The following is a 13056-nucleotide window of genomic DNA, read 5'->3' as shown; positions in this document are numbered from 1 at the left end:
GCAGTTCTTGCGCAAGGAAGAGGCGCGGCGACCGCTCAGGCGGAGACGGCCAGAGCCGACGAGCCGGGCCGGTGCCGGGCCGATCCGCGCCCGTTGGCCGGGGCGACCGCAGTGGAACCGCGCACCACCAACTCCGGGCGGAACAGGTACTCCGAGTGGGGGGCGCCGTGCCCGTTGATCTCGTCCACCAGAGCCCGGACCGCGGCCACCGCCATCGAGGTGACCGGCTGCCGCATGGTGGTCAGCGGCGGCTCGGTGAAGGCCATCAGCGGCGAGTCGTCGTAACCGACCACGGAGAGGTCGCCGGGGACGCTCAGGCCGCGCTGCCGGGCCGCCCGGACCGCGCCGAGCGCCATCAGGTCGGAGCCGCACACCACACCGGTGACACCACGGTCCAGTAGTCGGCCGGCCGCCGCCTCGCCACCCTCCACACCGAACAGCGACAGCTCGGCCAGCTCGGCCAGGTCGGACTGGGCGACGCCGGCCAACCGGGTCATCGCCGAACGCCAGCCGGCCACCTTACGCTGCACCGGAACGAACCGGTCCGGGCCGGTGATCAGGCCGATCCGTCGGTGCCCGAGCGCGACGAGGTGCGCCACGGCCAACTCGGCGGCCTCCCGGTCGTCGCAGGAGACGAAGGGCGCGCCGATGCCGGGCACGTACCCGTTGATCATCACGACGGGCAGTGGCCGGGCGATCAGGGCACGGTAGCGATCGTGGTTCGCGGCGGTGTCGGCGTGCAGGCCGGAGACGAAGGCGATCCCGGAGACCTGCCGGTCCAGCAGCATCTCCACGTACTCGTCCTCGGTGACGCCGCCGGCGGTCTGGGTGCAGAGCACCGGGGTGAACCCGCTCTGCGCCAGCGTCGACTCGATGACCTGGGCGAAGGCCGGGAAGATCGGGTTGTCCAACTCCGGCACCACCAGGCCGACCAGCCCCGCGCTGCGCTTGCGCAGGCGGGCCGGGCGCTCGTAGCCGAGCACGTCGAGAGCGGTGAGGACGGCCTGGCGGGTTTCGGTGGCCACGCCGGGGCGGTCGTTGAGCACCCGCGACACCGTGGCCTCGCTGACTTCGGCCTGCTGGGCGATGTCGGACAGTCGAGCGCGCATGGCGGCACTGTAGCTCACCGGCAAGTTCTTGCGGGTGTCTCTGCAAGCCCTTCCATTGACTGCAACGTCTTGCTAACGTCCCCGCAGCATGCGACAGCAGCGGCGCAGCATCGATGCGTCGGTTGGCAAGAACTTCCAGAGTTCCCACTGGCGGGCCGTCCTTCCCCCGGCGGACCCGCCATGACGACAGGAGTACCGATGCGCATCCGTACCGCGGGTGTGGTCGCCCTCTTCGCCCTGGCGCTCGCCGCCTCCGGCTGTGGCGACAGCGACGATCCGGCCGCGAAGGAGTCCCCCAAGGCGGCCGGCGGCAAGTTGGTGATCTGGGCGGACGACAAGCGAACCGTCGCCCTGAAGCCGTTCGCCGAAAAGTTCGGCCAGGAGAACGGCGTCACCGTCGAGGTCCAGGCCGTCAGCAAGGACCTGCAGACCAACTTCGTCACCGCCTCGCAGCAGAGCAGCGGCCCCGACGTGGTGGTCGGCGCGCACGACTGGATCGGCAACCTCGTGCAGAACGGCGCCATCGACCCCGTCCAGCTCGCCGCGGAGCAGAAGAGCGCGTTCAACGAGACCGCCATCAAGGCGGTCACCTTCAACGGTCAGCTCTACGCGGTGCCGTACGCGCAGGAGAACATCGCGCTGATCCGCAACACCGCGTTGGCCCCCGAGGCGCCGAAGACCATCGAGGACCTGGTCGCCACCGGCAAGCAGCTCAAGGCGGCGAAGAAGGTCACCGAGACGCTCTGCCTCCAGGTCGGTCAGAAGGGCGACGCGTACCACATCTACCCGCTGTACACCTCGGCCGGCGGCTATCTCTTCGGCACCAGCGCCAGCGGCGACTACGACCCGAAGGACCTGGGCGTGGGCAAGCCCGCCTCGATCGAGGCGTTCAAGAAGATCGGCGCGCTGGGTGAGAAGGGCGAGGGCGTGTTGAAGCGCTCCATCGCGGACACCAACGCGACCGCCACCTTCACCGGCAAGAAGTGCGCCTACCTCGTCTCCGGCCCGTGGGCGGTGGCCGACGTCAAGAAGGCCGGCATCGCGTACGACATCTCCGCCATCCCCGGCTTCGCCGGCGGCAAGGAGGCCCAGCCGTTCGTGGGCGTGCAGGCGTTCTACGTCGCCGCGAAGGGCAAGAACAAGGCCCTGGCCCAGGAGTTCGTGGCCAACTACACCACCACTCCCGAGCTGGCCGTCGCGCTGTACAACGCCGAGCCCCGGCCGCCGGCGCTGACCGCCGCCCTCGACCAGGTCAAGGGGAGCGACCCGGACCTGGCCAAGTTCCAGGAGGCCGGCAAGAACGGCCAGGTGCTCCCGGCCATCCCGGCGATGGCCGCGATCTGGGACCCGTTCGGCAAGGCCGAGGCCGCGGTCATCGGCGGCGCCGACCCGACCAGCACCATCACCGCGGCCGGCAAGACCATCTCCGGCCAGATCAAGTAATGAGACCGCCGCTCTCCGGCCCGGGGTCTGCCACGCAGGCCCCGGGCCGGGGGTCCGTCGACTCCGGGCTCCCACCCTCCCGTGCCACGCGTGACCACGCGCCGATCACCCTGACCGGCATCGCCGGCAAGGTGCTCCTGCTCGGCCTGACCGCCGGGATCGCGGTCTGGGCGGCCTTCCCGCTCATCGACGGCGGGAAGTGGGTCGGCCTGGCCCTGCTGGCGGCGACCACCGCCGCACTGTTCTACCTGTACCTCACCCGCCGGCACATCCCGGCCAAGTACCTGGTCCCCGGAACGCTGTTCCTGGTCGCCTTCCAGGTCTTCCCGGTGCTCTACACCGCCAGCACCTCCTTCACCAACTACGGCGACGGACACCGGGGCAGCAAGGACGACGCGATCGTCGCGATCCAGACCGCCTCGGTGACGCAGGTGCCCGACGCCGCGCAGTACGTCCTCTCCATCGCGACCACGGGCGACCCGGCCACCGGCGCGCTGGTCTTCCTGGTCGCCGACCCGGGCACTCGTGCGGTGTCCGTCGGCGACGTCGACGGGCTACGCCAACTGGACGCCGCCGACGTCACGGTCGCCCCGAACGGTCGGGTCACCGCGGCCGACGGCTACACGGTGCTCAACATCGGCCAGGCCAGCGCCCGCAGCAAGGAGATCACCGACCTGGTGGTGCCCACCGCCGGCGGCGCGGTGCGCGCCAGCGGTCTGACCCGCGCCTACGAGGGCAAGGCGGTGCGGGCGTACGCGGCCGACTGTGACTGCGTGCGGGACACCGAGACCGGCCAGACCTGGACGGCGGACGAGGAGACGGGCACCTTCGTCGCGGCCGATGGTGAGCGGTTGGCCCAGGGCTGGAAGGTCAACGTCGGGCTGAGCAACTTCACCCGGGTGCTCACCGACGAGAACATCTCCGGACCCTTCCTCGGCACCCTGCTCTGGAACTTCGCCTTCGCCATCGGCTCCACCGGCGGGACGTTCGTGCTCGGCCTGCTGATCGCGCTCGCGCTGCACTCGCCCCGGATGCGGGGCACCAACGTCTACCGGGTGCTGCTGATCCTGCCGTACGCCATGCCGTCGTTCGCGATGCTGCTGGTCTGGCGGGACATGTTCAACGCCGACTTCGGCCTCATCAACAACATGTTCGGGCTGAGCGTCGACTGGTTCGGCCAGCCGTGGACGGCCCGCTTCGCGGTGATCCTGGTGCAGCTCTGGCTGGGGTACCCGTACATGTTCCTGGTGGCCACCGGCGCGTTGCAGGCCATTCCTGCGGAGCTGACCGAAGCGACCTCGGTCGACGGGGCGTCGCCCTGGCAGTCGTTCCGGGCGGTCACCCTGCCGCTGCTGCTGGTCGCGCTCAGCCCGTTGCTGATCGCGTCGTTCGCGTTCAACTTCAACAACTTCAACGCGATCTACCTGACCACCGACGGCGCGCCCTTCCCGGCCGACAACCCGAGCAACGGCGCGACCGACCTGCTGATCACGTACACCTATCGGTTGGCCTTCGGTGGGCAGGGGGCGGAGTTCGGCTTCGCCGCCGCGATCTCGCTGTTCATCTTCGCCATCGTCGCGGTGGTCTCGGCGGTCAGCTTCCGACGGACCCGCAAGCAGGAGGAGGTGTACTCGTGACCACGCGCACCGTCGCCGGCCGGCGACGCAACCGCTGGTTCGCCCAGGTCGGCTGGCGGCACCTGGCCGCCGTACTCGGGGTGCTGTTCAGCCTCTTCCCGATCGTGTTCGTGCTCTCCGCGGCGCTCAACCCGCTCGGCACCCTCTCCTCCACCGAGCTGGTGCCGACCGCCGGGGTGTCGTTCGGCAACTTCGGTGAGCTGTTCGCGCGCACCGACTTCGAGCGCTGGTTCCTCAACTCGTTGCTGATCGCCGGGGTGGCCTCGTTCGTGTCGGTGTTCCTGTCCGCACTGGCCGCGTACGCCTTCTCGCGGATGCGGTTCAGCGGCCGTCGGGTCGGCCTGCTCGCGCTGCTGTTGATCCAGATGTTTCCGCAGTTCCTGGCGATCGTGGCGATCTACCTGATCTTCGGCACGATCACCGACCTGTGGCCGACGATCGGTCTCAACACGCCGTGGGGGTTGGTGCTGCTCTACCTGGGTGGCGCGCTCGGGGTGAACACGTGGCTGATGAAGGGCTTCTTCGACACGCTGCCCCGGGAACTGGACGAGTCGGCCACCATCGATGGCGCCTCGCACTCGCAGGTCTTCTTCCGGATCATGCTGCCGCTGGTGGCGCCGATCCTGGCCGTGACCGCTTTGCTGGCGTTCATCGGCACGATCAACGAGTTCCTGATGGCCAACGTGTTCCTCACCGACACCGGGCGCAAGACCCTGGCGGTCGGCATGTTCGGCATGTTGGAGGGCAACGAGCGCAACAACAACTTCGGCATCTTCGCGGCCGGCACCCTGCTCACCGCGATTCCCACCGTGCTGGTCTTCCAACTCCTCCAGCGCTACATCGTCTCCGGCCTCACCTCGGGAGCCGTCAAGGGATGAGTCGGCCCGCTGCGGCGGGCGGACTGATCGGCTCCCGTCGGCGGTTCCGGCTACTACGATCCGTCGTGAATAGGGAAGTATGGCGACGTGGAAGCACTCAGACTCGTACTCCTCTATGTCCACCTGATCGGTTTCGCCCTGCTGCTCGGCGGCTCGATCGCCCAGTACCTCAGCGGCCGGCTGCGGATCAACCCGGCCATGCTCTGGGGGTCGGTGATCCAGTTGCTGACCGGGCTCGGCCTCTCCGCCCCGCTACGCGACGGCGACGAGCCGGCGCCCGCGAAAATTGTGACGAAGCTGGTGATCGCGCTGCTGATCTTCGTCATGGTCTTCTTTTCGAGGAAGAGGGAGGTCGTCAACCGGGGTCACTTCCTCGCGATCGTCGGTCTGACCCTGGTCAACGCGGCGGTGGCGGTCTTTTGGCGGTAACGTCCGGGAGGGGGAACCACCCCCGAAAACCGGACGTTAGTGACGCCTCGGCGCTCGGTTAGCAGCACAAAGAGTGACTTGCCCCACGCAAGGGTTACACCCGGGTAACAGGCGCTCAACAGTCGTGCACGATTGTCGGCCGGTGGGTGGGCGCGGGCGTACGCTCCCGTCCGTAACGTGGGACAGCCGGCGGCACACCGCAGGTCGGCTGATGGGCTGCCACCGCACTAGGCGCGGTGTGCAATGGGAAGGAGACGTCTTGCGCTCGGTGCGTGGGATGCGGATCGCCTCGATGTTCGCGGTGGGTGGGCTCGTGCTCAGCGCCGCCGCGTGTGGCGAGGCCCCCGATGATGACAAGAACGCCGGCAGCGGCGCCAAGAAGTTCAGCGCCTGCATGGTGACGGACGTCGGCGGCATCGACGACAAGTCGTTCAACGCCTCGGCCTGGAAGGGCCTGCAGAACGCCAAGGCAGCCAACGACAACATCGACATCAAGTACGTCGCGTCGAAGTCCGAGGCCGACTACGAGCCGAACCTGACGCAGTACGTCAACCAGAAGTGCAACTTCATCCTGGCGGTCGGTGGCCTGATGTCCGACGCCACCAAGAAGATCGCGGCGGCGAACCCCAACCAGGAGTTCGGCATCGTCGACGCCAACCCGGGTCTGGACAACATCTACCCGATGCAGTTCGACACCGCCCAGGCCGCGTTCCAGGCGGGCTACCTGGCCGCCGGGCTGAGCAAGAGCGGCAAGGTCGCCACCTACGGCGCCCTGCCGATCCCGCCGGTCACCATCTTCATGGACGGCTTCGTCGACGGCGTGGCGTACTACAACACCACCAAGAAGAAGAACGTCCAGGCGCTGGGTTGGAACAAGGAGACCCAGAAGGGCTCCTTCACCAACGACTTCGCCAAGCAGGACGAGGGCAAGAAGGTCTCCGACGCGCTGGTCGCCCAGGGCGCGGACATCATCATGCCGGTCGCCGGCGGCTCCGGCCTCGGCACCACCGCCGCGGCGAAGGCCTCGGGCGGTAAGTACGAGACGATCTGGGTGGACGTCGACGGCTGCGAGAGCACCCCCGACTGCGCGGCGATCGTGACCACCGTGGTCAAGAACATCCCGGACGCCGTCAAGGAGGCCGTGACCAAGGCCGCCGCTGGCGACAAGCTGCCGGCGAAGCCCGGCTTCATCGGCACCCTGGCCAACAACGGTGTCTCGCTCGCCCCGTACCACGACTTCGACAGCAAGGTTCCGGCCGAGCTGAAGACCGAGATCGACAAGATCAAGGCGGACATCGCCGCCGGCACCATCACCGTCACCTCGAAGGCTCAGCCGACCAAGTGACGACCGGCCGGCCGCTCCGGTGAGATCATCGGGAAGGTCGGCGGGGGACAGGTACGACCGATCCGGCCGCTCCGGCGCCGCGGGTGAGAGCCCGCGGAGTCGGAGCGGCCGATCGTGCGCCACGGTGACCGGTACCGTCCGGTCCGGTTGACCGGCAGCTACGCTGCACCATCGCTCGCACTCCAGGAGGTTGCGCTGAGACTCGAACTGCGCGGCATCACCAAGCGATTCGGTGATCTGGTCGCCAACGACCACATCGACCTGACGGTGGAGCCTGGAGAGATTCACGCCCTGCTCGGCGAGAACGGCGCGGGCAAGTCGACCCTGATGAACGTGCTCTACGGGCTCTACCAGCCCGACGAGGGCGAGATCCTGGTCGACGGCAAGCCGCTGAAGCTGAAGGGCCCGTCCGACGCGATCGGGGCCGGGATCGGCATGGTGCACCAGCACTTCATGCTGGTGCCCGTCTTCACCGTGACGGAGAACATCATGCTCGGCGCCGAGCAGGTCCGGGGCGGCATCGCCGGCTTCCTGGACCGGCGGCGGGCCCGGCGCGAGGTCGCCGAGGTCTCCGAGCGGTACAACCTGCGGGTCGACCCGGACGCGGTGATCGAGGACCTGCCGGTCGGCATCCAGCAGCGCGTCGAGATCGTCAAGGCGCTCACCCGTGACGTCGACCTGCTGATCCTGGACGAGCCGACCGCTGTGCTCACCCCGCAGGAGACCGAAGAGCTGTTGACCGTCATGCGGTCGCTCAAGGCAGCCGGCAAGTCGATCGTCTTCATCACCCACAAGCTTGGCGAGGTCAAGGCGATCGCCGACCGGATCACCGTGATCCGGCGCGGCAAGACCGTCGGCACGGCCTCGCCGTCCGCCAGCCGGGACGAGCTGGCCGCGCTGATGGTCGGGCGCAACGTCCGGCTCACCGTGGACAAGTCGCCGGCGACTCCGGGCGAGCCGGTGCTGGAGGTGGCCGGGCTGGTCGTCGACGACGACCGGCAGATCCGGGCCGTTGACGGCATCGACCTGACCGTACGGGCCGGCGAGGTGCTCGGCGTCGCAGGCGTCCAGGGCAACGGCCAGACCGAGCTGATCGAGGCGATCATGGGTCTGCGTCCGGTGCTCGCCGGAACGGTCAGCCTGGCCGGCGACCGGATCGACGGCTGGACGACCAAGAAGGTGCTCCGCGCGGGCGTCGGCTACGTCCCCGAGGACCGCAGCGTGGACGGCGTGGTCAAGGAGTTCAGCGTCGCGGAGAACCTGGTGCTGGACATCTACGATCGGCCGCCGTTCGGTGCCGGGCTCGCGCTCAAGCCGGACGCGATCGCGTCGTCGGCCAAGGAGCGGATCGAGCAGTTCGATGTCCGTACGTCGTCGGCCGACGCGCCGGTCGGCACGCTCTCCGGCGGCAACCAGCAGAAGGTGATCGTGGCCCGGGAGCTGTCCCGGCCGCTGAAGCTCTTCATCGCCGCGCAGCCGACCCGCGGCGTCGACGTCGGGTCGATCGAGTTCATCCACAGCCGGGTCATCCACGAGCGGGACATCGGCACCGCCGTCCTGGTGGTCTCCAGCGAACTCGACGAGGTGATCGGGCTGGCCGACCGGATCGCGGTGATGTACCGCGGCCGGATCATCGGAATCGTCGGCCCGGACACCCCGCGCGAGGAGATCGGCCTCCTGATGGCCGGCATCAGCCCGGACACGGCGCCGGAAGCCGGCGCGTCCCCGGCGGCCGACGAGCCCGCTGCCAGCGAGCCCGGAGTGCCGGCCGACGGAACGGTCACCGACGGGGGCCCGGCGGGTGCCGGACGCCCCGCGAGCGAGGACGAGGCATGAGCGAGCGTCAGCGAGCGAATCATCGTGGCAGGGCGATGGTGCCTCATGGCGTCACGCAGCGAAGCGGAGTGACGGCATGAGCGAGCGTCAGCGAGCGAATCATCGTGGCAGGGCGATGGTGCCTCATGGCGTCACGCAGCGAAGCGGAGTGACGGCATGAGCGAGCGTCAGCGAGCGAATCATCGTGGCAGGGCGATGGTGCCTCATGGCGTCACGCAGCGAAGCGGAGTGACGGCATGAGCGAGCGTCAGCGAGCGAATCATCGTGGCAGGGCGATGGTGCCTCATGGCGTCACGCAGCGAAGCGGAGTGACGGCATGACCGACCCCAACCCCCAGTCCGGTTCGCCGGACAAGGAGCCGGCGAGCGAGGCGCAGGCCGCGCAGACGGCGCTCGGCAACACCGAACGGGCCGAGCCGGCTACCGGCTCGAGCCGGTCGGCGCCGGAGCAGAAGCCCTCCCTGGGCCGAATGTTCCTGGACAACCTCTGGGCGGCGAACACCTTTACGGTGACCCTGCTGTCGCTGGTGCTGGCGATCGTGGTCGGCGCGATCCTGATGATCATCTCTGATCCGGACGTGCTGCACACGTACTCCTACATCACCGCCCGCCCGGCCGACGCGCTCAGCGCCAGCTGGACGCTCGTGAGCGAGGCGTACGCGAACCTGTTCAAGGGCGCGATCTTCGACCCGGAGGCGTTCTCCGGCTGGGTGCACGGCAGCAACGGCTGGGAGGCGGTGCTCGCGCCGATCTCCGAGACGCTGACGTACGCCGCGCCGCTGGTCTTCACCGGTCTGGCGGTGGCGCTGGCCTTCCGGGGCGGGCTGTTCAACATCGGCGCACAGGGGCAGGCCACGATCGGCGTGATCCTGGCCGCGCTGGCCGGCTTCCTGCTGCCGCTGCCGCCCGGCCTGCACCTGCTGGTGGCGGTGTTGGCCGGTGCCCTGGGCGGGGCGATCTGGGGCTTCATCCCGGGCATCCTCAAGGCCCGGGCCGGTGCCCACGAGGTGATCAACACGATCATGCTCAACTACGTCGCCACGTACTTCCTGACCTGGCTGATCGTGCAGAACGGGGTGCAGGACCCGAATCGCACCGACGCGATCAGCAAGGCGGTGGACAGCTCAGCCCAACTGCCCCGCCTGCTCGGTGACAACCTGCGGGTGCACGCCGGCATCCTGCTCGCCGTGCTGGCCACCTGGGCGTGCGCCTGGCTGCTCAACCGCTCCACGCTCGGCTTCGAGCTGCGCGCGGTCGGCGCCAACCCGGACGCGGCCCGTACGGCCGGCATCAGCGTCACCCGCACGTACACCCTGATCATGGTGTTCTCCGGGATCCTGGCCGGCCTCGGCGGCTCGAACATGGTGCTCGGCTCCACCGCCAGCGCGTTGACCCCGCTGGTGGTGGCGCAGATCGGCTTCGACGGCATCCTGGTGGCGCTGCTCGGGCGGGTACGGCCCTGGGGGGTGCTGCTGGCCGCGCTGCTGTTCGGCGCGCTTCAGGCCGGCGGCAACCGGATGCAGTCGTACTCGGGGATCTCACTGGAGTTGGTCACCGTGCTCCAGGCGCTGATCGTCATCTTCATCGCCGCACCGGCCCTGGTAAAAGCAATCTTCCAGCTCCGGGCCGCACGTGCAGCCCGTTTGCAGACGAGCCTGGCGAAGGGCTGGTAACTCATGTCCACCATGGCTGTCCCTGACGTCGCGGTCGCCGCCGTCGACGAGGGGTTCTGGACCCGCAACCGCAAGGTCGGGCTCATGCTGCTGGTGCTCGGCCTGCTGGCGGCCGTGCTCTTCGGTGCGCTGGCCACCGACCAGCAGGCCCGCTTCACGCTCAGCGACGACGCGGCCGGTGCCGCGTTGGAGATCAACGGCATGATCGGGGCGGTCCTGTTCGGGATCATCACGATCGCCGCCGGCGCGGCGCTGCTCGCCGGGGTGCCGAAGCGGTGGTTCCTCTCCGTGCTCGGCGTCGGGATGGTCGGCTTCGTGCTCTCCTTCCTCTGTTGGCAGGTCTCCGCCGCGCCGACCGGGCAAAATTTCATGCCGCTGGTCAACATCATCCGGGGCACGTTCATCCTCGCCCTGCCGCTGATCTTCGGCGCCCTCGCCGGGGTGCTCTGCGAGCGGTCCGGCGTGGTCAACGTGGCCATCGAGGGGCAGTTGCTGATGGGCGCGTTCAGCGGCGCGCTGTTCGGCAGCCTCACCGGAAACGTCTGGGTGGGTCTGGTCGCCGCCGCGATCGGTGGCGCGTTCATCTCGCTGTTGCTGGCCGTCTTCGCCATCCGCTACCTGGTCGACCAGGTGGTCATCGGCATCGTGCTCAACCTGTTCGCGGTCGGCGTCACCGGCTTCCTCTACGAGCGGCTGATGCAGACCAACGCGGAGAAGTACAACAGCGCGCCCCGCTTCAGCAACTGGGAGATCCCACTGCTCAGGGACATCCCGGTGCTCGGCCCGGCGCTGTTCCGCGGCAACATCTTCCTGTACCTCGGCCTGCTGCTGGTGCTGGTGATCCACATCGGGCTGTTCCGGACCCGCTGGGGTCTGCGTACCCGCTCGGTCGGTGAGCACCCGACCGCCGCGGACACGCTGGGCGTCAAGGTGCTGCGGGTGCGTTACCGCAACGTGCTGCTGGCTGGTCTGGTCGCCGGTGTCGGCGGCGCGTCCTACACGCTGGCGCTCTACTCGTTCACCAAGAACATGATCGGTGGCAAGGGCTTCATCGCGCTGGCCGCGCTGATCTTCGGCCGGTGGAACCCGACGGGAGCGCTGCTCGCCGCGCTGTTCTTCGGCTTCGCCGACCAGCTCGCCACCTACCTGAGCGCGATCAACAGCTCGATCCCCAGCCAGTTCCTGGCCATGCTGCCCTACCTGGCGACGATCCTGGCGGTGGCCGGGCTGGTCGGTAAGGTCCGGGCGCCGGCCGCCGACGGCAAGCCGTACGTCAAGGGCTGACTGTCGAGCCACCCCGCCCCCTGCCCTACCTCCCGCCCCCTGCCCCTCTGCCCCCTGCCCCCTGCCCCTCGGCAATCTGCCTCCTGCCCCTCTGCGATCTTGCAGTATCGGTCGCCAAGATGCGACGAAATGCCCCCTAGGTCCAGACACCAAGTGCAAGATCGCGCAGGAGGTCCGGCCCGGCCGGCCCAGGCCTTGTCGATCATGGGGTTGTGGTGCCCGTTTGGCGTCATAACGGCCGTTCTGTCACCCGCCACAACTCCTTGATCGACAGGGTTGGCCGAGTCCAGGGTTCCCGCAGTCCCGTCTGGTCGAACAGCGCGACCGGACGTGCCCCGCCGACACCCATCCCGCCCCCGTCCACCCGCCCCCGTCCATCCCGCCCCCGCCGATCTAGGGCGAATCGCTGTGGCCGGAGATCAACTGACCGTGATACGCCCTAGATCGACGCGCGGGGGGCGACGCGCGGGGGGCGACGCGCGGGGGACGACGCGCGCGGGGGGCGACGCGCGGGGGGCGACGCACGCGGGGGCGCGCGCGGGGGCAACGCGTGGGAGGGGGCTTGGCGCGCGGAGGGGCGGGTTGGTATGGGGAGTTGTGGTGGCGCGTCGGGGTAACGGCACCCTGCCGGCTTCTGACCTGGGTTACTTCGGCAGAATGGTGTCATGCCCGAGATCGACTGGGCGCGCTTGCGCGCCGCCGCCATCGACGCGATGCGGCACGCGTACGCGCCGTACTCGACGTTCCCGGTCGGCGCGGCCGCCTTGGTCGACGACGGCCGGGTGGTGGTCGGCTGCAACGTGGAGAACGCCGCGTACGGGGTGACGCTCTGCGCCGAGTGCGGAGTGGTCTCCAGCTTGCACGCCACCGGCGGCGGCAAGATCGTGGCGCTCTCCTGCGTCGACGCCACCGGTGAGCCACTGATGCCGTGTGGCCGCTGCCGGCAGCTGCTCTGGGAGAACGGCGGGCCGGAGTGCCTGATCGAGACCAAGGGCCGCCCGCTGCGGATGACCGAGTTGCTGCCGCACGCCTTCGGCGTGGAGGACCTGGAGGCGGTGACCGGCGAGACGCCGGTGCCGGTCGTCCCGGAGCGGTTGGCCGCCTGGCGTGGGCGTGGCACCGTCTTCGTGCACCCGGACATGTCGGCCGGTCAGCAGATCTGGACGGCGTACTGGGAGCGGTCTGCCGGCGACGACGCGGGCGCCGAGACCGGGGTGCTGGAGGAGGCCCCGAGCTGGGACGAGCCCGCGGAGGCGATCACCTGGGGGCTGGCACGGACGCCCCGGGTCGTGGTGGTCGACGCCACCGGCACCATCTTCTGGGCTGGTGAGGGTGAGCCGCCGGCTGAGATTCCGGTTCGCTGGTCCTGATCTTTCGTTGCGGTCCAGGGCCGGGGCCGACCGCGCCCGGCTCCGGGCGGTCA

10 protein-coding genes are annotated in these 13056 nt (G+C 69.2%); 9 read left to right on the top strand and 1 reads right to left on the bottom strand.

Translation table 11 applies throughout. The features are described from left to right. Window positions 1–35 precede the first annotated feature (35 nt). Window positions 36–1127 (bottom strand): LacI family DNA-binding transcriptional regulator, encoded by a 1092-nt coding sequence (locus V6V47_RS14605; RefSeq protein ID WP_334628736.1) that lies wholly within the window; start codon window positions 1125–1127, stop codon window positions 36–38. 180 nt (window positions 1128–1307) lie between these two features. Here V6V47_RS14605 and V6V47_RS14600 point away from each other — a divergent pair, with 180 nt between their 5' ends. From V6V47_RS14600 to V6V47_RS14560, 9 genes are all read left to right on the top strand, one after another. Beyond that, on the top strand, window positions 1308–2552 hold the full coding sequence (locus V6V47_RS14600; RefSeq protein ID WP_334628735.1) for a sugar ABC transporter substrate-binding protein: 1245 nt from the start codon (window positions 1308–1310) through the stop codon (window positions 2550–2552). After that, window positions 2552–4189 (top strand): ABC transporter permease subunit, encoded by a 1638-nt coding sequence (locus V6V47_RS14595; protein ID WP_334628734.1) that lies wholly within the window; start codon window positions 2552–2554, stop codon window positions 4187–4189. The genes V6V47_RS14600 and V6V47_RS14595 overlap by 1 nt, the downstream gene beginning before the upstream one ends. After that, a complete protein-coding gene (locus V6V47_RS14590) occupies window positions 4186–5067 on the top strand; it encodes a sugar ABC transporter permease (RefSeq protein ID WP_334628733.1) in 882 nt (293 codons plus the stop codon). The genes V6V47_RS14595 and V6V47_RS14590 overlap by 4 nt, the downstream gene beginning before the upstream one ends. Window positions 5068–5154: 87 nt before the next feature. Then, a complete protein-coding gene (locus V6V47_RS14585; protein WP_334628732.1) occupies window positions 5155–5496 on the top strand; it encodes a hypothetical protein in 342 nt (113 codons plus the stop codon). A 277-nt stretch (window positions 5497–5773) separates the two neighbouring features. Beyond that, on the top strand, window positions 5774–6841 hold the full coding sequence (locus V6V47_RS14580; RefSeq protein WP_334628867.1) for a BMP family lipoprotein: 1068 nt from the start codon (window positions 5774–5776) through the stop codon (window positions 6839–6841). A 147-nt stretch (window positions 6842–6988) separates the two neighbouring features. Beyond that, a complete protein-coding gene (locus V6V47_RS14575; RefSeq protein ID WP_334628731.1) occupies window positions 6989–8677 on the top strand; it encodes an ABC transporter ATP-binding protein in 1689 nt (562 codons plus the stop codon). A gap of 316 nt (window positions 8678–8993) precedes the next feature. Then, window positions 8994–10349, top strand: coding sequence for an ABC transporter permease (locus V6V47_RS14570; protein ID WP_334628730.1), 1356 nt, complete (start codon window positions 8994–8996; stop codon window positions 10347–10349). A 3-nt stretch (window positions 10350–10352) separates the two neighbouring features. After that, on the top strand, window positions 10353–11633 hold the full coding sequence (locus tag V6V47_RS14565; RefSeq protein ID WP_334628729.1) for an ABC transporter permease: 1281 nt from the start codon (window positions 10353–10355) through the stop codon (window positions 11631–11633). 665 nt (window positions 11634–12298) lie between these two features. Next, window positions 12299–13003 carry a cytidine deaminase gene (locus tag V6V47_RS14560; protein ID WP_334628728.1) on the top strand — a complete coding sequence of 235 codons (705 nt, stop codon included), beginning with the start codon at window positions 12299–12301 and terminating at the stop codon, window positions 13001–13003. Window positions 13004–13056: the final 53 nt, after the last annotated feature.

Source organism: Micromonospora sp. CPCC 205539 (assembly GCF_036906815.1).
In the GTDB taxonomy this organism is placed as follows: domain Bacteria; phylum Actinomycetota; class Actinomycetes; order Mycobacteriales; family Micromonosporaceae; genus Micromonospora.
The sequence above is the reverse complement of the archived record's forward strand: the minus strand, read 5'-3'. Positions and strand labels throughout refer to the sequence as shown.